Raw genomic sequence first — 25,837 nt, 5'->3', positions numbered from 1 at the left:
ATGGAGAGATTCTTTCACGAATACTCTCCATTCCCTTTACTACAATTTGTGAAAATAATCATTTAAGGAAGAAGGAATCACTATGTTTTTATCAGACAACTTTTTATTATCTAACCAATGGGCGAAAGACCTTTATCACGACTACGCAAAAAAAATGCCGATTATTGACTACCACTGCCATTTAGACCCTAAAGAAATCTATGAGAATCAACAATTTACCGATATTACAGAAGCATGGCTTGGTGGAGACCATTATAAATGGCGTTTGATGCGTGCATGTGGCGTAGATGAGCAACTAATTACTGGTGACTCTTCAAGTTATGAAAAATTCGTAGCTTGGTGTCAAACCGTTCCCAAGATTCTTGGCAATCCCTTATATACTTGGACACATTTAGAGCTGAAACGTTTTTTTGGTATCGATCTTTTGGTAAATGAAGAAAATGCACCGATTATCTGGCAAATGTCCAATGAAAAATTAGCAACAGATAATTTTAAACGTAGAGAAATCATCGCAAATAGCCAAGTAGAAGTGATCTGTACGACGGATGATCCAATCGATACGCTAATATTTCATCAAAAACTAGCTGATGAAGAATCACGGTTCCGTGTTTTGCCGACATTCCGTCCGGATAAATCATTAAACATTAGTCAGACAGGCTTCTCCTCTTACATTCAACAATTAGCCGCGGTGACAGATAAAAATGAAATTACAAACTATTCTGAATTACTAGACGCGCTAGATCAACGAATTGACTACTTTCACACTATGGGCTGTCGCTTATCTGACCATGCCTTAGATATTTTAAAATATGTAGAAGTAGATACTCAATCTGTCGACCTAATCTTTAAAAAAGCTATCGCAGGAGAAACACTTGCTGAAAAAGAAGTCTATGCTTATCAAACAGCAACACTAGTTCATCTATTTAAAGCCTATCACGCACATGGTTGGACCATGCAATTACACATTCATGCGTATAGAAATTGTAACAGCAAAATGTTAGAAGAACTTGGTCCTGATACTGGTTATGATGGTATAAATGACCTGTCTATCACTATTCCACTTCAACATTTATTAGACGCGGCAAATAAAACCGATCAGCTTCCGCAAACCATTTTATATTCATTAAATCCCAATGATTATCCATTGTTAGTGGCCTTGATGGGTTGTTTCCAAAAGGATTCTCCAGGTAAACTACAATTAGGTTCTGGTTGGTGGTATAACGACACTCGGGCAGGTATGAGAAATCAGTTAACTCAATTTGCTGACGGAAGTGCGTTACACAACTTTGTCGGAATGCTAACGGATTCTAGAAGTTTCTTATCTTACACGCGACACGAATATTTCAGACGTGTGTTATGTGAGTTCATCGGTGAACTTGTTGAGCGCGAAGAAGCTCCTGAAGATAGGGAATTACTTGGGTCACTTATCGAAAACATCTGCTATCGCAACGCCGCAAATTATTTCCATTTTTAACTAGTAGAGGTGACAACAATGACTCATCCTTCAAACGATTCATCAGACTCGACTGCTAAAAGTGCTATCTACAGCTTATTATATTGTGATAAAAAAGCTCGCCCCTGTGTAATTATTTTCCCAGGGGGCGGCTATCAGCACTTAGCGATTGACAAAGAAGGCACGGATATTCAAGCATGGGCTTATCGAAATAACTATCATTCTGTGGTACTCTCTTATCAGGTACCCCCAGAATCACCTGAGGATTTATTTGAAGAATTAGAAGAGATTATTAGACAATTACAAACGGATCCCTTATTCACCACTTTTTATTTTATCGGTTTTTCAGCCGGCGCACACTTAGCCTGTTCATTAGGGACAAGATTAGCTAAACAGATTGCGGGTCTAATTCTTTGTTATCCAGTCGTCACTTTCACTGGAAAATATGCCCATATAGGAAGTGCTAGAAACTTTTTAGGCGCTAGTTATTCGACACTAATTGCCGATACCTACTCACTTGAAACCCTAATTACGCCCAACACGCCACCCTGCTTTATCTGGCACACAACAGGTGATCAATCTGTTCCCGTCGAAAATAGTCTGATACTTTCTCAAGCATTAATAAATAATAACGTACCTGTTGAACTTCATTTATTTCCTAATGGTCGACATGGCATGGCTATGAGAAATGAAGATTCAAGTATTTATCAGTGGATATCCTTAGCAGAACACTGGTTAAATAAACAATCTGGAGGAATTTAACATGACACAAATTATTATTGCAGGCGACTCTACTGCAGCTATTAAAGAACCTAATAAACGTCCTGAAATGGGTTGGGGAGAAATGTTCCACAACTATGTTCCAAAGGATTATACAATAATCAACAAAGCGATGAACGGCCGTTCAACCAAATCGTTCATTCAAGAAGGCCGCCTAAAAGAAATTGAAGAGCTATTGCAGCCAGACGATTATTTACTGATTCAATTTGGTCATAATGATCAAAAAGAGGATGAGCGTGGCACTGATCCTGATAGTGACTATCAATCGTATCTTTTAGAGTACATCAACGTCGCAAATAAAAAAAAGGCCACGCCTATTCTACTCACTTCTATTACTCGTCGAGACTATCTTTCTGATTCAAAAAAACTTAATCCAAATACGCTTGGGAACTATCCTCAAGCGATGAAAGATTTAGCTACTGAACAAGGCCTATATGTAGTCGACATTTTTGAAAAGAGTCAGAAGCTTTTAAGCACTTACTCTGCTGAAGAAACGAAGACTTTTTTCTTACACTTACCGGAAAATTCTTCTGAAAACTACCCTGAAGGAATTACTGACAATACTCATTTGAATCCGAATGGAGCAGAACTTATTGCTCAATTAATCGCAACAGAATTAAAAAAACTACCGCTCCCACTTGCTAAAGACATCAGGATAAAAGGTGATTAATCATGTTAAACACATTAAATTTAGGAATTCGCGCACACGACATTCAAGCAGAAACAAAGGAGCAACTTGTAGAAAAGTTAGCTAGCCATCAATTTACGCACATTCAATTTGCTCCAAAAAAATCATTTCCCACTCTTATTCAAAATTGGACTGATTTAACACCTGATTTTGCTAAAGAATATGGGGATTATTTTGCTAATCAGAATATAAAACTTTCTGTGTTAGGTTGCTATGTCAATATTTCTTCACGAGATGCACTAGTTCGACAACAAGCAATCAATTTATTTAAACAGCATCTCCACTTGGCGAAGTCCTTTCAAGCAAAATTAGTCGGCACCGAAACCGGTAGTGTCACACAAGGATACACGACTGAAAACTTCACGGAAGAAGCCTACATCCAAGCCAGAACCTCGATTATCGAGCTAGTTACGCTAGCTGAAACACTTGATGTCACTGTCGGCATTGAAGCCGGACTAAACCATCCTGTTTACACAAGTGATCTGATGAAACGATTACTAGATGAGATTCAATCGCCTCACCTTAAAGTTATTTTTGACGCAGCAAACTTAATCCGACCTGACAATTATTTAACTCAAGAAGCTGTTGTGGAAAAAGCGATAGAACAATTACATGCCCATATCGAAGTTGTTCATTTGAAAGATTTTGTTATCCACGACAAAAAAATAAAAATCGTTCCCGTCGGCACAGGACAGATGAATTACAAACCTGTTCTCTCCTTCTTAAAAAATCAGCAACAGCTACCCGTTAGTCTGGAAGCAACTAGAGAAGCAGATTTAGCTACCGCCTTCGCTGCACTTTCGGCTGTATAAATAGGCTTTCTTTTAATTATTGAAACTCAAAAAAGCAACTCCATAAAAGCGTATATTTCAGCTTTTTATGGAATTGCTTTTTGATTGGCTACAGCAAGTTTTTTGTCCTATATAAAATAGATATTTTTAATAAATTTGGGATAACTTTACAGCAATATTACTGCAAGTCTAAAAGATTGAGAAATTTTGCAAACATTCAATTCAACACAGCTCTAAAGCCTCACAGGAATTATTCATTTCCCATAAAATCCCGTAATCGCGCCATTTGTCCATAGCAAGGTTTCAGTTTTGAATGCTTCATCTCAGATATTTCTTATATAGTTGTCAATGAACAAGTCATACTATTTCTCGTTTATTATACGTGCTTCGCTTATCAAAGAATAACTGTCTTTAGTTAATATATTTTTTTATTTCCAGAAATTTCTATCTTCAATGCTTTATAATTCACAGTTTTATTCCCTATTACTCTTCAAATATAGCTGGTAGGATTTCGAAATCAACTAAGCTTACAATTTGTTTTTTTAAATTTTCTAGGACTGACTTATTTTGCCTACTTACATCGATAGTTTTTATTCGTAAATCACTATGACGCACTTTTATTGTCGAGTTACTTTCTATAGAATGTTGAGGAACTCCCCATTGATCCAATTTGAGCCCATAGTTCAGACGAACAAAAAATTTCTCCATCACTATTTTATCAACTTGATATTCACTTTCAGCTATGATACCTATATCTTTTTTTATCATTTGATAGACTAAGCTATTTTTTCTACGATATATTTTTACTCGATGAAGTATATCAAATTTATCAAGTGCATTATTCTTGGTTTGGGTATCTACTATTATAGAAGTAATTGTTTGACTTACGTTCTTTTCATTCGAAGCCGTCTTTCCATATTTATCGAGGCCTTGACTAGAAAATTGAGATTGCGGAGTCCTCCAAACATTATTAATTGTACCTTCATCAAATTCATAAACTGGTTTAATATCTTTTTGACCTTCTACCAGTCGATCTTTTTCCCAAGTCGAATGATAAAATTTTTTGGTTTTCTGACAGAGGATTTTAGCAGATTTAGATAATAATAAACGTAATTCATTTTTCTTAATTTCATGAATTAATAACCCATTTGCCACCATCTTCCTAAAAGTCTGTGTTAACAATGCATTGGCTGGATAGATTTCATTCGTATGCTCATTTTTTACTATAAATTCTAGTGCCCCTCTAGGATTCCAACGTGTTCCAAATTTCTTTTTCCCTCCAACTATGTATATTCCCATCTGCTCATATCTCATCATTTGCAAATAAAAATATTCAGTATAACTTAATTTATCCCAACTCACACCATATAAATAATCACGAACATCTCCCGTAAAATTAGCGGAACGTTCATAACAAAATGGAAAGAATGAACGGTAAGAATAATAAGAAGAGTATGTTTTATGACTAGAAACTCGTGTAACTGTATAATACAGAGTTCCTTCACCATGAAATAGATAATAATCACTAGTTTTTTCAAGACTCTTACCGACTTCATAAACTCTAATATTTTCATCAAATATTGAATTTTGCATGATACTCAATAATTTATTTCGATAAGCACTCGAATATTTCAGATATCTTTTCCCATCAAGCTGCCAGTAATCTAGAGTTGTATTTTCAATTTTCACTGTTCACACCTCCTCATAACACTTACTACTTATTCGGCTTTTTCAGCAATACATTTAGTTATCTAAAAAGTTGTATGAAAGAGCCAACCTATTTTTATTTATGATATGGCTCACCTTTATTAATTCGATAAGCCCGATAAATTTGCTCGACCAAAATCAGTTTCATCAACTGATGTGGATAAGTCATTTTGCCAAATGAGATTTGTTCGTTGCTTCGTTTCATGACTGAGGCACTGAGACCTAGTGAGCCACCGATAACAAAAGTTAATTGGCTTTTTCCTTGGATGCCTAGTGTGTCGATTTGCTTAGCGAAGGCTTCGCTTGTGGGTTGTTTGCCGTTGATGGCCAGGACAAAGACAAATTCTTGGTCTTTAATTTTGGCGAGGATTCGTTCACCTTCTTTGTCTTTGACTTGGATCATCTCTGCGGCGCTCAAATTTTCAGGTGCTTTTTCATCTGGGACTTCGATTAAATCGATCTTAGCGTATTTTGAGAGTCGTTTGGTATACTCGGCGATGCCTTGGACGAGATATTTTTCTTTTAGTTTTCCAACAGTTATTATTTTTATATGCATGATTTTATGTGTCCTTTCACTTATTCTCCTCTAGTTTATCATGAATGGCCCCTAGATTTCCCCAATTTTTTATTTCTATTCTTATTGAGTAGCAAAAAGTTACTCACAGAGTTGTCCACAGTACCCACAGGTTTATCCACAGAAAAATCACTTAGAATCCTTTATTTCACAGTAATCTTATAGGCAAACATATGTTTTCCACCGAGTTATCCCCGTTATCCACAAACCTGTGCATAACTTTCTAACTAGTTTTACCCGAAAACTTCCTAGTTTGTCCACATTTATTGGGGATAACTTTCGATTCTTCACCTTTTGCAAGATTTTTTTCCAAATCTTATTCATAAAAAGTTCAAAGTCCCGTAGTAGACTAATCTTATCGAAAGAGATTATACTTATAACAGTGAGTATGACACGGGAGGAAAGAATAATGGAGAATAATAATAACAACTTAACACCTAAAAAAGAATCATCTGGTTTTTGGAAAAGATTTGGTGCTGGCTTAGCTGGTGGACTTGTCGGCGGCGCGATCATCGTCGGTGGCTTTTATCTAGCAATGGGCACAAGCCTATCAAACTCTGCAAACAGCAATAATTCAAATACTACACCGAAAAGTAGTGAAACAACGGTTAGTCCGGTCAAAGTGGATGTCAATTCAACGATTACGGATGCGGTCAATAAAGTTCAAGACGCGGTTGTTTCCGTGATTAATTTACAAAAACAACAGCAACAAACAAATGGTTTCGGTGGCTTATTTGGTAGCCGTGAAGAGACTAACTCTAATGAAGAAGACGCATCTGGTGACTTAGAAGAAGCCAGTGAAGGAAGTGGCGTTATCTATAAAAAAGAAGGCGACACGGCCTATATCGTGACGAATAATCACGTAGTTGAAGGGCAAGATGGCTTAGAAGTTCTCTTGAAGGATGGCACGAAAGTTTCTGCTGAACTCGTGGGAACGGATGTCTACACTGACTTAGCTGTGCTAAAAATTAAATCAGATAAAATCTCAACAGTTGCGGATTTTGGTGACTCAGACAAGATTAAAGTCGGTGAACCGGCGATTGCGATTGGTTCTCCTCTAGGCTCAACTTATGCCAACTCAGTGACTTCAGGGATTATTTCATCTCTTAATCGTCAAGTAGTCATGCAAAGTGAATCTGGTGAAACGGTAGCCAATGCGAACGCGATTCAAACAGATGCGGCAATTAATCCTGGGAATTCAGGTGGGCCACTAATCAATGCTGCCGGCCAAGTAATCGGGATTAACTCAAGTAAAATTGGTTCAACTCAAGAAAGCACATCTAGTGTCAGCGTTGAAGGAATCGGCTTTGCCATTCCAAGTAATGAAGTCGTGAATGTTATTAATCAATTAGAAACTGATGGAAAAGTAACTCGTCCAGCCTTAGGAATTTCAATGCGCGACCTTTCAACTATTTCTTCACAACAACAAAAAGAAATCTTGAAAGTTCCTAGCTCAATCATCAACGGCGTGGTCATCATCGATGTAAATAACGCAACACCTGCTGAAAAAGCTGGCTTGAAACAATACGACGTGATCACTAAAATCGATGGCAAAGACGTTGCTTCTGGTGTAGAATTACAATCTGCCTTGTACAAGAAAAAAGTCGGTGACTCTGTAAAAATCACCTTCTACCGTGCTGAAACAGAAAAAACAATCACAGTTGAATTAACGATTGATCAAACTGCTCTACAATCAGCCAATCAACCAAACACAGGAAATGGCAACTAAAAAAAATTAAGTATACCAAAGTTTTGAGCGGTCCTTCTTCTTGGAGAGACTGCTCAAAACAAAAAGTTTAAGTATACCAAATTTATAAGAAAAAAATCTGCTTTGTCTCCTATATAATTAATCGGAGACAAACAGCAAAAGTGGTCAGATATTTAGCTTCTGACCCACCAATCATTAAGAAATTTAGCAACAAAACAGGAAAAAAGAGGCGTGTGGGAAAAATTCTCACACGCCTCTTTTTTGTCGTTATATATTTTTACGCGCCAACTGAAAAAGCTTCGCCGATTACTGCATCAAACGGTAATTCTAAGATGCCTTTTTTCTCTGGTGCATTTGGTACATGTAATTCTTTGGCAGAACAAATCATACCAAAGCTTTCCACGCCACGTAAAACGCCAGGCCAGATCATTAAGCCATCAGGCATCATCGCGCCAGGTTTCGCTACAACAACTTTTTGACCAGCTTTGATGTTCGGTGCGCCACAGACGATTTGCAGGATTTCTCCTGGTGCAACTTCCGTTTGTGTGATTGATAAATGATCAGAATCTGGATGTTTTTTACAGCTTTTAACGAAACCTACCACGATTTTCGGTTCCGTATCTACAACAAGTTCATCTTCAAATCCTGCTTGTTTAATTAAACGATTTAACTCTGCGACTTGCTCTTCTGTCAATGAAATTTGGCCCACGCCTTCAATTGGCAAATAATCTGAAATATGGAAAAAGTTCCAAGCAACGACTGTCCCTTCGATTGTTTCCACTCGGGCTACATTGCCTTTACGTTCTACCTTATTTTCTACTTCTTTGTCGTCAGCGATAATCACCATTAGTGTATCACCGACGTGCTCTTTATTGTATGCAGCTATCACGTGCCTACCTCCTGAAATCTCTTTTTTCTCACTAGAACAAGTTTAGCAGAATTCATCTATAAAATCATGAGAATTTTTTCATGTACGCTGCGACTTGGAAAATGAGTACACTCGCTCAACAGATTTTACCCATCTTAGGCATACTTTCACCCAAATTAATTTCATTCTGTATTCAATTCAGATTCTTCTTAGTTGCTGTCGCACCCGTTATTAATGCGAGCCCAACTGCCATTATCGTCAGCAATAGGTAGATAATAATCAGCGTTTTGACAGTGACGATTGGAATCAATAATTGTAAAAGGAGCGAATTTACAAACGGCGCGAACATTATCAAGGTATTCATGATGCCCATAAAACCACCAATATTCTTCACGGCTACTGTTGAAATAATTGAGGCCATAAATTTAGGGGTAAGTAGCCCTAAACTCAGTGAAAAGAGTGCCACAAAGGCCAGCGAAATCGTTAATCGATCAAACATCAACGAAAGTAAAAACATGAAATAAGTCCCAAAAAAAGCGAGAAATAAAGAGGTCAAGCTCACTCGTTTGAGTGTTCCAGTCAAGATACTCCCTAGTATCATAAATATAATTTGAATCGTTTGAATCAGACTTAATTGCCCAGAAACAGTTTCTCCACTGGAAAGCAGAGAAACTATCGGTAACGTCAATGATAGCAACAAGTTGGTGATTGCTATCAAGAAAAGTTCACGTCCTAGCTTTTTATTTTTGAAAACTAGTCGAATCGTTGACTTAAGCTCACCCAAAAAATTAAATTCACCGACAGTCGCTACTTCAATCGTTTCGACTATTTTTTGACACCGATACACAATACCCAGTGTCATGAATAAGACGAGACTAAACAGACCGATATTAATAATCAGTAACCCCGTCAACGTGATCCGTGTAAATAAAAATCCACCTATCAAAGTTCCCGCGATGGAACAAATTTGCCCCACTGCTGAATTCAGCCCCTGTACTCGTTCCATCTTCTCTTGATCAGGAATCAGTAGCTTAATGACAGGTAATAATAGACTGCCCCCATATTTGCCAAAACTATCGGATACAACATTTAATACACAAGCCACCACCACAAAAATAAATTGATTCGATTGCCAATACACGAAGAGGATTCCCATATAAATCCCCATTCTCATCGCACTTGAAACGAATAGATACTTGCTTTTTCTGCGTGTTCTATCCGCTAAGGTTCCAATAAAAACGGATAGAAAAAAAGGCAATGTCTCAGAGATTGATAGGAAGGGAATCATATTTTTCAGATTAATTTCTTGCGTCACAAACGAAAGTAATACAAGATAAAAGAAGCTATCCGCAAAAGATGAACTGGCATTAAAGCCAATTAACAGTGCGATTTTTTGATTTATTTTCGACTGGATTTTTGGTTCTAATTCTGATTTTGATTCTGCTTTTGGTTTCGATTCTAGTGCTATTCTTCCCTTTTCTACCATGTCAATTTCTGCTTGTCGTTTTGATTTCATTTCGCTCACCCTTATATGTTTTTTCTTTTATCATATAAGAATGGCCCTCACTACTCTCAAAAAATTAAGTATACTTAATTTTTTTCTTCTAAATTACGAATATGCTGCCCAATTTCTTCTTCCAATTCGAATGACGTATATTGCTCCAAAATCCTCACGATAATATCTATTCGTTCTAGATAGGCCTGTCTTTGCGTCGCGTTCGTCTCTTTCTGGGCTAGTTCCAATAAATCACTAAATACCTGTGACATCATCTTAAAAAATAGGAACTCTGGAGCCTGTGCTATTTCCGCAAGATTTGTACAAAGTATTTTGGCGTTCTGATAATCTTTTTCTAAAAACGCTCGATCCAACAAATTATTATAGAAGTAACAAAGCAATCTCAGTTCATTATGTTTTTTTAGTTTTTCTTCGATTGGTTTGACTTGAACGATCAACAATTCATAAGGAACGAAGGGGGAGAAATTAGTAATAAATACGATGTCTGATAAGGTCCAATTATCTATTTTTGCCAGAAATCTGACAATCACCTTCACATTTGCGCTCTCCTCGTCTAGCGTTTCCCCTTTTAGTCGCGCAATATTCATTTTGGCCAATGCTCTGACTAAACTATACTGGAACACTGTTTGATATTCCTCAAAGTCCAGCAGTAATTCCTCTATTTGCAGAATATCCTTCTGATTCATCGCATCAATCAGTGCATTGGACAGAACCGTATACTTATTTTCCTGAAAACCCCTATGAATTTTTTGGAACTCGTCAGAATTCATCGAGAGTCTATCTAGAATTTCTAAAAAGGCCTCTGAGTTCATGCGATGTGTTCCTTTTTCAAATTGACTAGCAAACGTGGGTGACACAATACCCTTATACAATACTTTCTGAAGAATCCCTTTACCTTTACGAATTTCTCTGATTGTTTCACCGATTTCAGCCACTTACTTCTCCACCTCACCTGTTACGAATACCTTATTCTAGCAGATTTATCTAGTGAATGGGTTGCCATTTTGTCATCAAAGAAAACATCTCCAATTTCAAATGAAAGAAACTGGAGATGCCTATTCTACTAATTATTATTTATTTTATCTCTAGAACAATTTTTTTCGCTTATTCTGACTTATTCAGCCGCTTGATCCTCGTCCTCATCTGGTGCTGAAATAACCAGAACATCGCACAATGCTTCACGAATAATGTAGCTTGAGACACTGCCCACCATGAAGCGTTCCACTGCGTTTAAGCCAGATTGCCCCACCATAATCAAATCAATCTGATATTTTTCGGGTAATTGGTGAGCCATCGCTTCTTTAGCTGAGCCGTACGCGACAATGCCTTCGACTTTTTCATAATTGACTGATTTTCCATATTCTTTACACTCTTCAATCAATTTTTTGGCTTCTTCGGTTTCTTGATCCACCAAGGTTTGATTCATTGGCGTGTAGCCCATAAAGTTATAGTATTGTTGATCAATCACGTTAGCTACATAGACCGTTCCTTGGTTTCTGCGTGCGACTTCAATCGCTTTTCTAAAGGCGGCATTGGCTTGTTGACTGCCGTCGATTCCCACTAAAATATGTTTATATTCTTGCGTGCTCATCTTAATCCCTCCAGTTTATTTCTAGTTTTGAACGCTTCTGATAAAGGTTTCAATTTCTTCTTTCGTTTTCCGATCTTTATTAACTAAACGCCCTAATTCCTTTCCATCTTCGATGACAACAAAGCTAGGGATACCAAATATGTTCCATTCAACAGCCACGTCCATAAATGCGTCTCTATCTACTTCGATAAATTGCCATTCTGGAAAATCTGCTTCAATTTCAGGCATCTTTGGTTTAATAAAAGTACAATCGCCACACCAACCTGCAGTGAAAAAGAAGACATTCTTCCCTTTCTCGACATAGCTTGCTAACTCCTCAAGACTCTTAGGTATAATCATTCGTTCAGCCTACTTTCTCTCTTCTATATAAGTAAATTATACACTTTTCTGAGAAATGAACAAAGACAAGCCACTGGCAACACCACAAAACCCTCTATTTCAGCTGAAAGAGTCCAACTATTTACTCAGTTTAGCCTAGGAATAGGAAAATTTGCCACCGATAAAACTTAGCTATCAAAAAAGAAACAAGCAGCTTTATCTAACTAAGCTACTTGTTTCTATCATTGGTTCTTATTTGCCGTAAACAATCGTATTAACAGTTGATTTGTCTAAACCTTTTAAGGTATGAATCAACATTTCTTTAGCTGCTTCATAATCTTTAATGCTAAACATTGTTTGATGCGTATGGATATAACGACCCACAACACCGATAACAGTACTTGGAATCCCGTCATTTGACGTATGAGCGGCACCCGCATCTGTCCCACCTTTTGATACAAAGTATTGGTAAGGAATATTGTTTGTTTCAGCTGTGTCTAGTAAATATTCACGCAAACGTGGCAACGTAATTAGACCTGGATCATAGATACGCATCAGTGTTCCTTCACCCAAATGACCGAATGTGCCATTTTTAGTGACCGTATCGTCCGCTGCTGAACAATCTACTGCGAAGAATAAATCAGGGTTAAATTTGTGCACAGAACCTTTTGTTCCGCGTAAGCCAACTTCTTCTTGAACATTGGCACCGGCGATTAAGGTATGACCTAATTTTTCATCCTTCAAGGCTTCCAACGCTTCTAAGACAACCGTACAACCATAGCGATTATCCCATGATTTGCTGATAATATTCTTGCCATTCGCTGTTTTAATTGTTTCTACAAGAGGAACAATCGTGTCGCCAGGTAAAACGCCAAAGCTTTCCGCTTCCGCTCTTGATTCAAAACCAGCATCAAATAAGATATCTGTCACTTCTAATTGTTTTTGACCACTTGTGCCGCGTAATAAATGTGGTGGAACTGAAGAAGAGATACATGGGTAATTGCCTTTACGTGTCTTTAGGGTAAAACGTTGAGCAGAAACCACATACGGATTCCAACCACCTAAAGGAACGACTTTGAATAAACCGTTATCTTGGATTTGTGTCAACATAAAACCAACTTCATCCATGTGGGCCGCAACCATCACACGAGGTGCATCGGCATCAGCATGATTTCTCAAACCAAATACGCCACCTAAGCCATCGTATTGGAGCTCATCAACAAGTGGTTCCATATGTTGTTCCATGTAAGCTCGAATATCTTGCTCAAATCCGCTTGTTCCTTGTAATTCTGTTAATTCTTTGATACGTTGAAATGTTTTTTCTTCCATCTACAGCTCATCTGACATTCAAAAAATGTTCAGACAATACCCCTTCCTTGCAATAAAATTTAATAAGCCTGGAGGTGTCACGAAAAGCCTTAGCCTATCCGCTATCTGTTGAATAAACGGCAAGCCAAAAAATTCATTTCGCTACAGCCTCGTTTTGCTTATTGATCCGTTTTTTATTATACTCCTTTTTTTTCATTTTTTAATGTATTTAATTCTAAGATTTTTCATAGAGTATGGTAAAATATAGATACAATTAGAGAAAACGAGCTTGTTTGCCGAATGGCGCAAAGGAGGAGGACTTCCAAAATGAATGAAGACAATCAAATTAACTACTTTAAAGGTGGCTTAGCACTAGGAATGGGCTTTGGTTTAGTCAGCGGAGTTGCTTCCACCATTTGGTATCATAAAAAAAGAACACTCAGCCCAGATCAAGTTTTAGAAGCAGTCAAAGCGGCTTTTCTAGTAGAAGGCCCCATCGATGGCTCATGGATTTCATTTGAGAAACATCCATTACGGAAGTTTGCTATCCGTTCACAAGGTTATCTAGGCGGAATTTCGCGCATAGAAGATGGCCAGCTAGTTCAATATGAATTTATCGCTGATGCCTTTACCGGGACTGTGATTGATGTCACACGTCTTAAAAATAACTAATTCATCTTACTAATCATGTAAATAAAAACTCTGTCCTTATGCGTCAGTTTCTAAAAAAGTTAGCAATCATTTCTAACTATTTTAGAAACTCGGTAGCACATGAAGGACAGAGTTTTTTTATTTTTCGATTTATCGGTGACTTGCTTATAATTTCTTGAAATCTATTGATGACCAAACCTATTTCTATTTCAAACAGCTTAGCACTTCAATTTAGTTTTCAATTCAGCTCTTTAAGCCAAATCCATAGTCATAAATATTTCCGAGTTCATCGACATAGGGCGTCATATCCAGCGGAACGTCTTCTTGTTGGGCTTCCACCGTTTCCATATTGGTAGGCAGTTGGAATGGTAAGCGCCCTTTCGTAGGTTGCTTGCCTGATAGAATTTCTAGAATAGCTTGGCTTTGGACACCAAATTCTACTAAAATTGCATCAGCATAAGGTTCGATTTCTGACAGAATCGTTGGATTTGTCATCTTCATCACTACGATGATTGGTTTATTTGGATACTGTTCCTTCAAGGCTTTGACCTGTAGTCCTTCTTGTTGATTCACCGGACGATTAGATTTTTCATAATATGTCCGCTCAGGATCAGCTAGCGCTTTTTCACGGCTTGTTTTCGCTGTATAATCCTGATATTGCAAGCTGATTGGCAGATAGCCTTTTTCTGTATCGTAGCCCGTCATGATTGGTGAGTCTGCGAAGCACAGAATCACGTCGCTTTCTTCAGGCGTCGTCACTCGTTGATAATATTTATTCAAGATGTCTGAGTTAATCGGATTAACCTCATGAGCATCAATCGTTTGACCAAACCAATTCTTGCTCTCTGCTCGGAAATTCTTCGGCACGTAGACTTTTTGTTTCGTCGCTAGCGGCAGAATATTTTTATTTTTAAGCAGAACAATCGACTCTAGCTGTGCCTTGAAACCAGCTGCCATAAATTCAGGCTGACCGACAGTTGCTTTGGTTTCGACAACATCGACATAAGGATTTTCAAATAAACCCACTTGCATAATATTTGTCAATAAACGTTTAGCTGAGGCTCTAAATCGTTCAGTAAAGGCGGCTTCACCGAATTCAGCTGCACCCATTTTAAACGCTTCTAGGACTGGCTGAATCTCATTATTCCCACCAAATTGGTCAACACCGGCCAATAAAGCTTTATAATGACGTTCAACTTCGCTCAACTCTTCCACGCCCCAAGGCTTGCCTGAAAGAAATTCATCCATTTTCGGCGCATCCTTGGTAATATTCCAATCCGTACAAACCACGCCATCATATTGATAAGTTTCTCTCAATAAATCAGTGACCAGATAGCGGCTATAGCCATTCCCGACATTCTCGTGATTTTTCTGATCTATCTCGTAAGAAATTGTGTAGTAAGGCATCACGGCCGAGGCTTTTTTCGTGCCATCCGTTAAGGCAAAGGCACCATTCACAAAAGGTTTCAAATGTTCATCAAAATTCTTGCCAGGATAAACGGCATATTTTCCATAGCCATAATGAGCATCGCGGCCGGCTTCTCCGCTCCCACCGCCAGGCCAATGTTTGACCATCGCGTTAACACTTTCAGCTCCCCAACCTTGGGCATCTGGCGTCGTTTGGAAACCATCGCAATAAGCTCTCGCCAGATCAGTAACTAACTCCGTTCCTTCACCAAAGGTCCCATCAAATCGCATCCAACGCGGTTCAGTCGCTAAATCAATTTGTGGAGACAGTGCCGTAGCAATTCCTAGTGCGCGATATTCTTGACGAGCAATATCACCAAATGTTTTAACCGTCTCAGGATTAAAGGTCGCCGCTAAGCCTAATTGTTCCGGCCATTTTGAAATATCGCCACCGGCACCAGAATTAAATTCCGTATCTGCACTAGTCCCATGGCGCGGATCGCTGCTGAGGTTAACCGGGATACCTAAGCCAATTTTTTCAGAAGCCGCCTGTAAATTATTCGCCCATTTCCCAGAAACCTCTGGCGAATCCACTGCTGTTAATAGAAAATGACGGACTTTCTGTTTCTCCAAGAAATCAATTTGTTGGTCTGTCAAATCTGTAATCTCACCGTCATAGTCAGCAAACGTTTTTCCGTTATAAGTCCCGCCAAATATTTTTGAAAATGAATCGTTGCCAGAAGAAACCGATTGATGTTTACTATAAAGCATCAAGCCAGCAATCTCTTCAATCGACATGCGCTTAGCTAAATCATTGACCCGCTCCTCAATCGGCAAGCGCCAATCTTCATAAGGATCCAGGGTACCATTTTTATTTAAATCTTTAAACATCAGTCCATCTACTTCAATTAATTTAACCCCTGAATCCAATGCCACGCCCAAGACAGGTCCAGACTCATGAGTCACTTTTTGCCACTGTTCTTTCTTTTCAATTGTATACATGCGCATTCCTCCTACACTTATTTGTGAAACACTACCTGTTCTTATTCTATCAATTAACAGACGGTTCATCTAGCTAGTTATTTGCTTGTTTATCTAATGAAGGAAGAGACAGAAAAAGGAGAAGCACGCGAATGCTCCTCTTTCCTCCGTCTACCCGTCTACCTATTTCATTCTATTTACTTGCGTATTAATCAGTCAGACAATTTTGACCGTTAGTCGCAATCACTTCTTTGTACCACTCGAAGCTATCTTTCTTCGAACGATTCAATGTTCCATTTCCTTCATCATCCATATCGACATAGATAAAACCGTAACGTTTGCGCATCTCACCTGTTCCAGCCGAGACGATATCAATACAGCCCCAGGTAGTATAAGCAATTAAATCAACGCCATTATCAATCGCATCTGACATCGCTTTGACATGTGCCCGATGATAATCAATACGGTAATCATCATGAATCGAACCGTCTTCTTCAACTGTGTCAAACGCACCTAGGCCGTTTTCGACTAACATCAAAGGTAGTTCATAACGATCATATATTTTTTCAAGATAATATTGTAAACCTGTTGGATCATGCGCCCAACCCCAATCTGAATAAGTTAGATAAGGATTTTTAGCCCCTGATGAAAAGTTCCCAGCTACCTGTTCTTGATCGGTATGCGTGGTCACATTATTAGACATGTAATAAGAGAATGTATACATATCAACGGTTCCTTTTTTAAGAATCTCTAAATCTTCTTCCGTGATATCAAGTGTCACATTGTGCTCTTTCCAAAGACGTTTGGCATAAGTCCCATACTTCCCTTTCGCCTGCACATCCCCACAGTAATAAATGCCAGACTCCCATTTGTGTTGATTTGCTAAAATATCAGCAGGATCACATGTACCAGGATAGAAAGTTATGCCACAAATCATGTTCCCAATCATAAATTCCGGATTAATTTCATGACCTAATAGGACCGCTTTAGCAGACGCAACAAATTGATTGTGAAGCACTTGATACCCTTCTTGATAATCCTCATCTGTCGCTGCATCGCCATAGATATCAAGGAACATCGTTGTATTATTAATTTCATTAAACGTCAGCCAATACTTCACCAAATCCTTGTACTCAGTGAACACAACTTTTGCATAATTCACGTATAAATCAATCAATTTACGGTTTGACCAACCACCATAATTCACTTCAAGCGCAAGCGGTGTATCGAAATGCCAGATTGAAACCAGCGGCTCAATATTATATTTGCGACATTCTTCAAAAACTGAACGATAGAAATCTAGACCCGCTTGATTCGGTTCTGTTTCATCGCCATTTGGGAAAATACGCGCCCAAGAAATAGACAGGCGGAAGACAGAATAACCCATCTCAGCAAAAAGTTTGATATCTTCTTTATAGCGATGATAAAAATCAACAGCTTTATGGTTTGGATAATATTCGTCTTCTAAGACGGCAAATTTTGCGCCTTCAGGAATACGACCATTATGCCCCATCGAAGGTGCTTTTCCGGGATTCCCATCTTTATCAATATACGTGGTCATGCGTGATGAATTAACTGAACCACCAGTCGTCACATCCGTTTGAACAAGACCACGTCCGTCAACATTGTACGCTCCCTCAGCTTGATTCGCCGCAATCGCGCCGCCCCATAGAAAATTCTTTGGAAATGTCATAATAAATCACTCTCTTTTCTTTTAATTTAATTAAATTTTTTAATAGCTCCGACACACTTAATACAGCTACTGTAAAGTCCAGCAATCGCTAGACATGTGAACAAAGCTCTTGTTTGAACATCATTTTGCGCATAAAATAAGAAAAACCCGCTCACAAATAAAGGCCCTTCTCGCCCTTATCTATAAACAGGTTTAGCTTGCATGATGCAATAACTATCCAACTATTTCTATATATCTAGCCTATAACACCCATCAAAAAAAAGCAACCGTTTTCTTCACTCTGATAAAAAATATTGCAGCGTTCAAACTTCGGGCTACTAATAAAAATTGGCTCAAAAAAATCGGATTATTGGCTAAATAATCGAAACAAGAAGTAACCCGAATAAGGCGATATTAGCCCACAACAAAACACGACTCATTCCCCACCAATTGGCAGTTCCTGAGTCGTGTTTCTTGTTGTCGTTATTCGATTCTCGCGATTAACATCTTATTTAGTCGAGCTTATTTCTTATCGTCTGTTAATAATGCTTTTCTTGATAAGTTTACGCGCCCTTGTTTGTCGATTTCAGTCACTTTTACAAGGACTTCATCGCCTAATTTGATCACATCTTCTACGTTATTTACACGTTCGTTCGCAAGTTGTGAAATATGAACTAAGCCGTCTTTACCTTTGATTAAGTTGATGAACGCGCCGAATTTTTCGATGCGGACAACTTTACCTAGGTAAACTTCGCCAACTTTAACTTCTTTCGTTAATTCTTCAATAATCTTGATGGCTTTTTGAATCATTTCAGCATCAGCAGAAGCGATACTTACGTTACCTTCTTGATCGATATCAATCTTAACGCCTGTTTCATCAATAATACCGTTAATAGTGTCGCCACCTTTACCGATAACATCTTTGATTTTCGCAGGATCAATTTTGACCATTTCAATTTTCGGTGCGTACTCACTTAACTCAGCACGAGGCTCAGCCAATGTTGACGTCAATTCATCTAAGATTTCTAAACGAGCTTTTTTCGCTTGCGTTAAGGCTTCTGTTAAAATTTGTTCCGTGATTCCTTGGATTTTAATATCCATTTGTAGGGCAGTAATTCCATCTTTCGTTCCAGCTACTTTAAAGTCCATGTCGCCTAAATGATCTTCTAAACCTTGAATATCAGTTAAGATTGTGTAGTTTTCGCCATCGCTGACAAGTCCCATAGCAATCCCAGCAACCGGTGCTTTGATTGGTACACCAGCGTCCATTAATGCTAATGTTCCGGCACAGATACTCGCTTGAGAAGATGAACCATTTGATTCTAATACTTCAGCAACCAAACGAATTGTGTAAGGGAAATCCTCTTCACTTGGAATAATTTGTGCTAGGGCACGTTCGCCTAAAGCACCATGTCCAATCTCACGACGACCAGGTGAACCCGCACGTCCTGTTGAACCCACAGAATATTGTGGGAAATTGTAATGATGGATGAAACGTTTGTTTTCTTGCGTACCTAGACCATCAATAATTTGATGTTCACCTAAAGGTGCTAAAGTACACGCTGAGAGTGCTTGTGTTTGGCCACGAGTGAATAAACCAGAACCATGCACGCGCGGTAATAATTTCACTTCTGAAGCTAATGGACGAATTTCATCCAATTTACGGCCATCAGGGCGGATTTTATCGATCGTGATTAACTCACGAACTACGTCTTTTTCTAAATCTTCAGCAATCTGTTTGATTTCTTTTAACAGATTTGCTTCGTCTTCATGTCCAGCAAATTTTTCTGCATAGACTTCTTTTACTTGATCTTTAACCGCGTCGATATTATCTTCACGAGCTAATTTTTCTTCAGTCATTACGGCTTCTTTCATTGTACCGTAGTAAGCGTCGAAGACTTCTTTTTTCAAGTCAGCATCAACTTGTAATAATTTGATTTCCATTTTAGGTTGGCCAACAGCTGCCACGATCTCTTCTTGGAAAGCAACTAATTCTTTGATTGCGTCAAAACCGAAAAGTAACGCGCCTAACATATCTTCTTCTGAAACTTCTTTGGCACCACTCTCAACCATGTTGATCGCTTTTTTCGTACCAGCAACAGTCAATTCGATATCTGTTTTTTCCGCTTGTTCAGTTGTTGGATTTAAAATGAATTCTCCATCCACACGTCCCACATTAACACCCGCGATTGGGCCATCAAAAGGAATATCTGAGATAGCTAATGCTAATGAAGAACCGAACATTGCTGCCATTTCTGGTGTGCAATCTTGTTCCACGCTCATCACTGTGTTCGTGATTTGAACTTCATTACGGAAGCCTTCTGCGAACATTGGACGGATTGGACGGTCAATTAAACGCGCTGTTAATGTCGCATTTTCACTTGGACGTCCTTCACGTTTGATGAAGCCACCAGGGATTTTACCAACGGCATACATTTTTTCTTCATAGTTGACTGTTAATGGGAAGAAATCGAAATCGCGTGCATCTTTAGAAGCAACCGCAGCAGTTAAGACCACTGTGTCACCATAACGCACTAATACCGCACCGTTTGCTTGTTTGGCTAGTTGACCAATCTCAACTTGTAGAGGACGGCCGCCCCAATTTGTTTTAAATACTTGTTTTTCTGACATAAATAGCTCCTCTTGCCTTGTGAAAAGTAAGACGCTACTAAACAAATGAAAACTCCTAAATGAAGGCAATACTTAAAAATTAGGACCTTTCATTTGGTTAGTAGAAGCCCGACAAACTTTCCAAAGGCGATTTTATTTAAGCGTAAGGTGCTTTCCCCCTGTTTTATAAAATGATGCTTACACTTACCTGTGATAAGTAATAGCAAAAAAGTGAGATTCACCTTGAACCTCACTTTTTCATTTTAATTAACGACGTAATTCTAAGCGTTGGATTAATTCACGGTAACGTTGAACGTCAGTTTTACGTAAGTAAGCTAACAAGTTACGACGGTGACCAACTTTTTTCATTAGTCCACGGTAAGAATGGTGATCTTTTTTGTGAACACGTGCATGTTCGTTTAAGTGATTGATTTCAGCAGTTAATACAGCAATTTGTACTTCTGGTGAACCAGTATCTCCTTCGTGACGTGCATATTCGCTCATGATTTGGTTCTTTTTCTCTTTTGACATTGACATGTCTTCCACCTCTTTCTTATAGATTCATCTCGTAACTGAGTAGAACGTTGGTGATTCGCTCAACCAAGTGACAGACGGTGCATTACACACACGTATACTTTACCCGAAAACCCATCAAATTGCAAGAATTCTTTTACTTTTACGCCCTAAATTCGCGCTCAATTCTCGTAATTATTTACTTGGTCAGATTAGCAAAGCAAATAGGTTCGAAATCATATTTTTTATCTGCTACCAAAAAATCGAGCATTTTTAACTATTCATCGAAAAAAGTTAATTGTCTCCTGTATTAAACGAGCGTAATTTGTATAATTTGTTTATTTGTGTTATGCTCTCTATGAAAAGTAACTATTTCTAGCAAGACGCACCAAAGCCCAACCTATTTGCCGTAGGTTGGGCTTTTTTTACACTCTATTTAATAACTCAAGCGGGCGGGTTGGAGTAACTTGCTCTCAGTCGTTGTCCTTTTTGCCCAACCAATAGGAAACTAGTGCTAACACTAGACCTACAAATAGAGGCGCAACAACTAACGTAACTATCTCTCTCATCAAGACGACACCTCCTTTTGAGGCAAGTCGCCATCACCACACTAGCACACTTAATAACCCTAGAATATTGTGAGTATGATGAGACTTCTATCATAATGGAAGTTTATTTTGTATCCGCTCTCTTTATTTTAATAAACGGACGTAATTTGTACAATCTATTTATTTGTGTTATGCTCTCTATGAAAAGTAACTATTTCACTCATCAAGATGCACCGGAGCCCAACCTACTGCTAATAGGTTGGGCTTTTTTTTTATGCGATTTAACCTAATGAAGCAGCGAACACTGCTCATCCCAAGATAAACACACACTTCTTCAAACAATTTTCCCCCGACCTTTTCCGTTTTATGTTAAACTAATAAGGCAGAAAGTTTCTTAAAGTGAATTAAACAATGTCAATAAATCGTGCACCTATTACCTATTTTATTTATTGACTGCTTGAAAGGAGTATTTTTACCGTATGATTACTATGGATGATATTATCCGTGAAGGCCACCCAACGTTGCGTGAAGTCGCAAAAGAAGTGACCGTTCCACCAACTCCAGAAGAGGTGGCATTGGGACAAGATATGATGGAATTTTTAAAAAACAGCCAAGACCCAGTCAAGGCTGAAGAAATGAAATTACGTGGTGGCGTCGGTTTAGCCGCTCCCCAATTGAATATTTCAAAACGCATCATCGCTGTTCATGTTCCTAGTGGGGATCCCGAAAATGAGGAGCCGTTATTGAGCGCCGTGATGTACAATCCTAAGATTTTAAGCCACTCTGTTCAAGATGCTTGTCTAGGCGAAGGTGAAGGTTGCCTATCTGTCGATCGTGAAGTGCCTGGATACGTGGTGCGTCATGCCAAAGTGACATTAAGTTATTATGATAGCGAAGGCACCAAGCAAAAGATTCGTTTAAAAAATTACGAAGCGATTGTTGTTCAACATGAAATTGATCACTTAAATGGTGTGATGTTCTATGACCATATCAATAAAGACACACCATTTGCCTTAAAAGATGGCGTCTTAGTTATCGATTAATCTTCATGAAAGATTACGAACCGTAAAAAAACGTGTTTCTCTCACTAGCTACATGCAGCTGGTCAGAAAAACACGTTTTTTCTTTTTTATTCTGATTGGTATAAAATATTCGCGTCCAGTAACGCTTGTTTGATGGCTTCAAATTGGCGTTCTTCTTGATAACGAATCGTATGCAGATGAATCCCCTCGGTCAATTGAGATAACAAAGAGCCTTGGCCTTCTTCATAAGACTTCATGAACAAATCAACATCTTTCAACGTCTTCAAATGAAGTCCTCCGACTAATTCTCCATAAATTGGATGTTCAACAATCACGTCGATAATTTCGCCACCTTGTTTAATAATCAGCTCCAATTCATTTCTGGTATCTTCTGGACCATGCTGTACCGCAATTTTACTCAGTAAGCCCTCTGCACTTTTCGCTTTCTCTAAAACGTAGCCACGGGCAGTCGCTACAATCCCTTCACCACTTGCGCGCATTAAGGCAATATCCCCTACCACGATTTGACGACTGACACCAAATTGTTTGGCGAATTTGCTGGCACTAATTGGTTTTTCGCTGACTGACAGTTGACGAATAATTTCACTTCGACGAGTGCTTCCCTCAATCACTCAGCTTCCCCCTTTTCTAATTTCGCCTTTTGGTAGGCACGCGAATGCTTCATGACATCCTTAAACGTTTCGACAATCGTCGCCTGATAATCAGGATTGACGACTCTATCTCCAACTTTTTCTAAGACTTGTTGCTCACGAGATGAATCCAACACTTGTTTGCCACTTTGCCCTTTAATCTCAGCAATTTTCGAGACAGCTGTCATTCGTTTTTCTAATAATTGAACGATTTGACTATCCACAGAATCAATTAGTTGGCGTTGTTGCGTCAATGAGTCTTTCGTTTCCTCTAAATCAATTTCTTTAATCACACGCGCTGGATTGCCACCGATTACGACATTATCAGGAAATGATTTTGTTACCACAGCTCCTGCGCCTACAACAACGTTATCCCCCAAAGTCACGCCAGGTGCGACAACCACACCGCCGCCTAGCCAAACATTATCACCAATCGTAATCGGTTTACCATTTTCTAGACCACTATTACGTTTCACAGGGTGTAAAGGATGAGTTGCAGTATACAATTGAACATTCGGACCGAACATACAGTTATCGCCAATCACAATCGGGCAGACATCTAAAAAGGTACAGTTAAAATTCGCATAAAAATTTGCACCCACATGAATATTCGTACCATAGTCAAAGCTAAATATCGGTTCAATATAGACATGCTCTCCCGTCGTGCCTAAAGTTTCCTTCAACAATTGGCTACGAACCTCTGTTGTTTGCGGTCCATTAATCAAAGCCATCTGTTCACGCGCAAACTTACGTGCAGCTACTAATTCAGGATCAGCTGAAAAATATAGTTCTCCAGCAATCATTTTTTCTTTTTCACTTTTGTATTCAGTCATTCCATTACTCCTTTTTCTTTTCATTATAATTGTTGAAAAACACGTACCCCATCTGCCTCGACAAAGTCATAGTCCTGAGCCAGTGAGATGGGTGTTTGATTGATTACGATTACTTTTGCTTGTGGTTTTTTGTACCGCACTAAGTCACAAAACGGATGCACTTGAAAACTCGTCCCAACAATCACAATAAGCTCTGCCTGTTCAACAACTTCCACTGCACCATCAAGGACGCTCGCTCTAAAACCTTCCCCATATAATACAATATTTGGTCGGATTTGCCCACCACAGTCCGCATGTCGGTCACTCTTCATATACGCCTTATAAGAAACTGATTCACCACATTTTCGACAATGGCAATCGTATAAGCTCCCATGAAAATTAATTACCTGTTGGCTCCCCGCCTTCTCATGCAAGCCATCAATATTTTGCGAGACAACCCAAACAGATTTTTCCTGCTCCAACTCAGCCATCACCCGATGAATCACATTGGGTTGGGCATCTGGATGATACAGATTTTGAACAAACTGATAAAATTTTTCTGGCTCATTAACCATCGCCTCATGACTCAATAAATATTCTGGCTCCTCCAGACCTTGATAGACGCCTTTGAGTGAACGATAATCTGGAATTCCGGAAGGCGTCGAAACACCTGCACCTGTTAAAAAAGTAATCTTTTGGGCCGCACGAATGCGTTCGGCGGCTTCTTTTGGCAAACTATTTCTCATGTTCTTCACCTCCCCTCTATTATACTAGAAATCAGCAGTGATAAGAAACCATCAATCTGCTGTTTATGTAAAAATGATCGCGTTTCTGCCTGGATTCCTTCCCTTCCATCAGTCAACTATACTGTGTGAAATGTGTCCACCAAATTAGGTGCGCCAAATTATTGTTGAATTCCTCACAAGTTCCATGACAAATAATAGGAAACGTGATAGAATACTAGCTGTATAAAGTGAGGTGAATTAACATGTTACCAGTGTTCATTTATTGGGGAATTATTTTAGCTTGTATTGCTTGGTTTGCACTAAGCCTTTTCTTTTCAATTTTCTATTTATCTCGCAAAGAAAATGGAAACCTCTGGGCATTTGCCTTTTTCAACGTAATGGCCGCAATTGTTCTAGCTATTATGCTAGTAGTTTATAGAACGTGGGGTTGGGATGTCACTCAATACTCAAGCTTAATCTATCTAATCTTAGCAGGACTAGGTGTATTAGCTGTTGTTCAAGCCGTTTTAGGCCGCGAACCAAAAACAGCTAAAGCCTAAAAAGAGGCGAAAGAAACGTCCAGCTCCGCACAATAAAAAGANNTCTTTTTATTGTGCGGAGCTGTTTTTTCGTCATCTATCTATACTCGGAACTTTAGCCAAAAAACGACTATTATATTGACAACTTTTAGATTATAAAGTACACTCAGTAACTGTACCAATCAACTGAATATGAAATGCCTCAATCAATGAGGTAGAGGTCGCGAGACTTATTAATCCTGTGGAGTGAAGAAGACACGCTGAAGCAGGCCTAGGAAGAATCGCCGAAATGTAACGTCCTCTCTTGGGCTTTATGTTGGGACACAAGTTAATAGCTTGTGGACTGTCTTAGTAGTGATACTAAGTTGCGCTATGTTTTGTGAGAGGTTTGTCATCCTATATAAA

At 38.8% G+C, this 25,837-nt stretch carries 24 protein-coding genes and 1 riboswitch; of the genes, 8 read left to right on the top strand and 16 right to left on the bottom strand.

What is annotated here, in order from left to right; all coding sequences use genetic code 11:
• The first annotated feature begins 82 nt into the window (after nt 1-82).
• The 4 genes from uxaC to BAU15_RS00470 are packed head-to-tail and all read left to right on the top strand — an operon-like array spanning nt 83 to nt 3,733.
• Nucleotides 83-1,474 (top strand): glucuronate isomerase, encoded by a 1,392-nt coding sequence (gene uxaC, locus BAU15_RS00485; protein WP_161840788.1) that lies wholly within the window; start codon nt 83-85, stop codon nt 1,472-1,474.
• An 18-nt stretch (nt 1,475-1,492) separates the two neighbouring features.
• A complete protein-coding gene (locus BAU15_RS00480) occupies nt 1,493-2,215 on the top strand; it encodes an alpha/beta hydrolase (protein ID WP_161840787.1) in 723 nt (240 codons plus the stop codon).
• A gap of 1 nt (nt 2,216) precedes the next feature.
• Nucleotides 2,217-2,903, top strand: coding sequence for a rhamnogalacturonan acetylesterase (locus tag BAU15_RS00475; RefSeq protein WP_161840786.1), 687 nt, complete (start codon nt 2,217-2,219; stop codon nt 2,901-2,903).
• 2 nt (nt 2,904-2,905) lie between these two features.
• On the top strand, nt 2,906-3,733 hold the full coding sequence (locus BAU15_RS00470) for a sugar phosphate isomerase/epimerase family protein (protein ID WP_161840785.1): 828 nt from the start codon (nt 2,906-2,908) through the stop codon (nt 3,731-3,733).
• Between the two features lie 462 nt (nt 3,734-4,195).
• Here the strand turns inward: BAU15_RS00470 and BAU15_RS00465 are convergent, their stop codons facing one another.
• Both BAU15_RS00465 and rlmH read right to left on the bottom strand, forming a co-directional pair.
• Nucleotides 4,196-5,401, bottom strand: a complete 1,206-nt coding sequence (locus BAU15_RS00465) for a hypothetical protein (protein ID WP_161840784.1) — start codon at nt 5,399-5,401, stop codon at nt 4,196-4,198.
• A gap of 94 nt (nt 5,402-5,495) precedes the next feature.
• Complete coding sequence (rlmH, locus tag BAU15_RS00460) at nt 5,496-5,975, bottom strand: 23S rRNA (pseudouridine(1915)-N(3))-methyltransferase RlmH (RefSeq protein WP_161840783.1); 480 nt, start codon at nt 5,973-5,975, stop codon at nt 5,496-5,498.
• 427 nt (nt 5,976-6,402) lie between these two features.
• Between rlmH and BAU15_RS00455 the strand changes: the two genes are divergently transcribed.
• Nucleotides 6,403-7,722: a S1C family serine protease gene (locus tag BAU15_RS00455; RefSeq protein WP_161840782.1), complete on the top strand. Its 1,320-nt coding sequence runs from the start codon at nt 6,403-6,405 to the stop codon at nt 7,720-7,722.
• A gap of 256 nt (nt 7,723-7,978) precedes the next feature.
• Here the strand turns inward: BAU15_RS00455 and ytpR are convergent, their stop codons facing one another.
• From ytpR to pepA, 6 genes are all read right to left on the bottom strand, one after another.
• Entirely contained in the window at nt 7,979-8,590 is a 612-nt protein-coding gene (gene ytpR / locus BAU15_RS00450) for a YtpR family tRNA-binding protein (protein ID WP_161840781.1), read from the bottom strand.
• Nucleotides 8,591-8,762: 172 nt separating this feature from the next.
• The gene (locus BAU15_RS00445; protein WP_237580098.1) at nt 8,763-10,085 is read right to left on the bottom strand and encodes an MFS transporter; all 1,323 of its coding nucleotides are present in this window, start codon (nt 10,083-10,085) and stop codon (nt 8,763-8,765) included.
• Between the two features lie 74 nt (nt 10,086-10,159).
• Nucleotides 10,160-11,020, bottom strand: a complete 861-nt coding sequence (locus tag BAU15_RS00440; protein WP_161840780.1) for a helix-turn-helix domain-containing protein — start codon at nt 11,018-11,020, stop codon at nt 10,160-10,162.
• A 179-nt stretch (nt 11,021-11,199) separates the two neighbouring features.
• Complete coding sequence (locus BAU15_RS00435) at nt 11,200-11,676, bottom strand: universal stress protein (RefSeq protein ID WP_161840779.1); 477 nt, start codon at nt 11,674-11,676, stop codon at nt 11,200-11,202.
• Nucleotides 11,677-11,697: 21 nt separating this feature from the next.
• Complete coding sequence (locus tag BAU15_RS00430; RefSeq protein ID WP_161840778.1) at nt 11,698-12,015, bottom strand: thioredoxin family protein; 318 nt, start codon at nt 12,013-12,015, stop codon at nt 11,698-11,700.
• Between the two features lie 231 nt (nt 12,016-12,246).
• The gene (pepA, locus tag BAU15_RS00425; protein ID WP_161840777.1) at nt 12,247-13,323 is read right to left on the bottom strand and encodes a glutamyl aminopeptidase; all 1,077 of its coding nucleotides are present in this window, start codon (nt 13,321-13,323) and stop codon (nt 12,247-12,249) included.
• Nucleotides 13,324-13,629: 306 nt separating this feature from the next.
• On the opposite strand from pepA, the gene BAU15_RS00420 reads away from it, so the two are divergent.
• Nucleotides 13,630-13,974, top strand: a complete 345-nt coding sequence (locus BAU15_RS00420) for a PepSY domain-containing protein (RefSeq protein ID WP_161840776.1) — start codon at nt 13,630-13,632, stop codon at nt 13,972-13,974.
• 222 nt (nt 13,975-14,196) lie between these two features.
• Here BAU15_RS00420 and BAU15_RS00415 read toward each other — a convergent pair whose 3' ends face one another.
• The 5 genes from BAU15_RS00415 to BAU15_RS00395 form a co-directional block, all read right to left on the bottom strand.
• Nucleotides 14,197-16,362, bottom strand: a complete 2,166-nt coding sequence (locus BAU15_RS00415; RefSeq protein ID WP_202622682.1) for a glycoside hydrolase family 3 protein — start codon at nt 16,360-16,362, stop codon at nt 14,197-14,199.
• A 187-nt stretch (nt 16,363-16,549) separates the two neighbouring features.
• Nucleotides 16,550-18,034: a glycoside hydrolase family 1 protein gene (locus BAU15_RS00410; RefSeq protein ID WP_161840774.1), complete on the bottom strand. Its 1,485-nt coding sequence runs from the start codon at nt 18,032-18,034 to the stop codon at nt 16,550-16,552.
• Between the two features lie 501 nt (nt 18,035-18,535).
• On the bottom strand, nt 18,536-20,644 hold the full coding sequence (gene pnp, locus BAU15_RS00405) for a polyribonucleotide nucleotidyltransferase (protein WP_161840773.1): 2,109 nt from the start codon (nt 20,642-20,644) through the stop codon (nt 18,536-18,538).
• Between the two features lie 246 nt (nt 20,645-20,890).
• Nucleotides 20,891-21,160 carry a 30S ribosomal protein S15 gene (rpsO, locus tag BAU15_RS00400; protein WP_161840772.1) on the bottom strand — a complete coding sequence of 90 codons (270 nt, stop codon included), beginning with the start codon at nt 21,158-21,160 and terminating at the stop codon, nt 20,891-20,893.
• Between the two features lie 449 nt (nt 21,161-21,609).
• Nucleotides 21,610-21,705 (bottom strand): type I toxin-antitoxin system Fst family toxin, encoded by a 96-nt coding sequence (locus BAU15_RS00395; RefSeq protein WP_161840771.1) that lies wholly within the window; start codon nt 21,703-21,705, stop codon nt 21,610-21,612.
• A 458-nt stretch (nt 21,706-22,163) separates the two neighbouring features.
• Between BAU15_RS00395 and def the strand changes: the two genes are divergently transcribed.
• Entirely contained in the window at nt 22,164-22,727 is a 564-nt protein-coding gene (gene def, locus BAU15_RS00390; protein ID WP_161840770.1) for a peptide deformylase, read from the top strand.
• An 86-nt stretch (nt 22,728-22,813) separates the two neighbouring features.
• On the opposite strand, the gene BAU15_RS00385 is transcribed toward def, so the two are convergent.
• The 3 genes from BAU15_RS00385 to BAU15_RS00375 are packed head-to-tail and all read right to left on the bottom strand — an operon-like array spanning nt 22,814 to nt 24,914.
• The gene (locus BAU15_RS00385) at nt 22,814-23,338 is read right to left on the bottom strand and encodes a transcription repressor NadR (protein WP_161840769.1); all 525 of its coding nucleotides are present in this window, start codon (nt 23,336-23,338) and stop codon (nt 22,814-22,816) included.
• Nucleotides 23,335-24,189, bottom strand: coding sequence for a chorismate mutase (locus tag BAU15_RS00380; protein ID WP_161840768.1), 855 nt, complete (start codon nt 24,187-24,189; stop codon nt 23,335-23,337). The genes BAU15_RS00385 and BAU15_RS00380 overlap by 4 nt, the downstream gene beginning before the upstream one ends.
• A gap of 23 nt (nt 24,190-24,212) precedes the next feature.
• Nucleotides 24,213-24,914: an NAD-dependent protein deacylase gene (locus BAU15_RS00375; RefSeq protein ID WP_161840767.1), complete on the bottom strand. Its 702-nt coding sequence runs from the start codon at nt 24,912-24,914 to the stop codon at nt 24,213-24,215.
• Between the two features lie 242 nt (nt 24,915-25,156).
• Between BAU15_RS00375 and BAU15_RS00370 the strand changes: the two genes are divergently transcribed.
• A complete protein-coding gene (locus BAU15_RS00370) occupies nt 25,157-25,453 on the top strand; it encodes a hypothetical protein (protein WP_161840766.1) in 297 nt (98 codons plus the stop codon).
• Between the two features lie 186 nt (nt 25,454-25,639).
• A riboswitch (Lysine riboswitch) is annotated at nt 25,640-25,813 on the top strand.
• The last annotated feature ends 24 nt before the right edge of the window (nt 25,814-25,837 follow it).

This window comes from Candidatus Enterococcus huntleyi, from assembly GCF_009933175.1.
GTDB lineage: Bacteria > Bacillota > Bacilli > Lactobacillales > Enterococcaceae > Enterococcus_K > Enterococcus_K huntleyi.
This window is presented reverse-complemented; position numbering and strand designations above follow the sequence as displayed.

Excerpts from the sequence above, each read along its gene's own strand:
- BAU15_RS00480 (WP_161840787.1), top strand. The coding sequence starts at position 1,493 with ATGACTCATCCTTCAAACGATTCATCAGACTCGACTGCTAAAAGTGCT.
- BAU15_RS00475 (WP_161840786.1), top strand. The coding sequence starts at position 2,217 with ATGACACAAATTATTATTGCAGGCGACTCTACTGCAGCTATTAAAGAA.
- BAU15_RS00455 (WP_161840782.1), top strand. The coding sequence starts at position 6,403 with ATGGAGAATAATAATAACAACTTAACACCTAAAAAAGAATCATCTGGT.
- def (WP_161840770.1), top strand. The coding sequence starts at position 22,164 with ATGATTACTATGGATGATATTATCCGTGAAGGCCACCCAACGTTGCGT.
- BAU15_RS00415 (WP_202622682.1), bottom strand. The coding sequence starts at position 16,362 with ATGTATACAATTGAAAAGAAAGAACAGTGGCAAAAAGTGACTCATGAG.
- BAU15_RS00435 (WP_161840779.1), bottom strand. The coding sequence starts at position 11,676 with ATGAGCACGCAAGAATATAAACATATTTTAGTGGGAATCGACGGCAGT.
- uxaC (WP_161840788.1), top strand. The coding sequence starts at position 83 with ATGTTTTTATCAGACAACTTTTTATTATCTAACCAATGGGCGAAAGAC.
- BAU15_RS00410 (WP_161840774.1), bottom strand. The coding sequence starts at position 18,034 with ATGACATTTCCAAAGAATTTTCTATGGGGCGGCGCGATTGCGGCGAAT.
- rlmH (WP_161840783.1), bottom strand. The coding sequence starts at position 5,975 with ATGCATATAAAAATAATAACTGTTGGAAAACTAAAAGAAAAATATCTC.
- rpsO (WP_161840772.1), bottom strand. The coding sequence starts at position 21,160 with ATGTCAATGTCAAAAGAGAAAAAGAACCAAATCATGAGCGAATATGCA.
- BAU15_RS00370 (WP_161840766.1), top strand. The coding sequence starts at position 25,157 with ATGTTACCAGTGTTCATTTATTGGGGAATTATTTTAGCTTGTATTGCT.
- pepA (WP_161840777.1), bottom strand. The coding sequence starts at position 13,323 with ATGGAAGAAAAAACATTTCAACGTATCAAAGAATTAACAGAATTACAA.
- BAU15_RS00430 (WP_161840778.1), bottom strand. The coding sequence starts at position 12,015 with ATGATTATACCTAAGAGTCTTGAGGAGTTAGCAAGCTATGTCGAGAAA.
- BAU15_RS00470 (WP_161840785.1), top strand. The coding sequence starts at position 2,906 with ATGTTAAACACATTAAATTTAGGAATTCGCGCACACGACATTCAAGCA.
- BAU15_RS00380 (WP_161840768.1), bottom strand. The coding sequence starts at position 24,189 with ATGACTGAATACAAAAGTGAAAAAGAAAAAATGATTGCTGGAGAACTA.
- pnp (WP_161840773.1), bottom strand. The coding sequence starts at position 20,644 with ATGTCAGAAAAACAAGTATTTAAAACAAATTGGGGCGGCCGTCCTCTA.
- BAU15_RS00375 (WP_161840767.1), bottom strand. The coding sequence starts at position 24,914 with ATGAGAAATAGTTTGCCAAAAGAAGCCGCCGAACGCATTCGTGCGGCC.
- BAU15_RS00445 (WP_237580098.1), bottom strand. The coding sequence starts at position 10,085 with ATGAAATCAAAACGACAAGCAGAAATTGACATGGTAGAAAAGGGAAGA.
- BAU15_RS00420 (WP_161840776.1), top strand. The coding sequence starts at position 13,630 with ATGAATGAAGACAATCAAATTAACTACTTTAAAGGTGGCTTAGCACTA.
- BAU15_RS00395 (WP_161840771.1), bottom strand. The coding sequence starts at position 21,705 with ATGAGAGAGATAGTTACGTTAGTTGTTGCGCCTCTATTTGTAGGTCTA.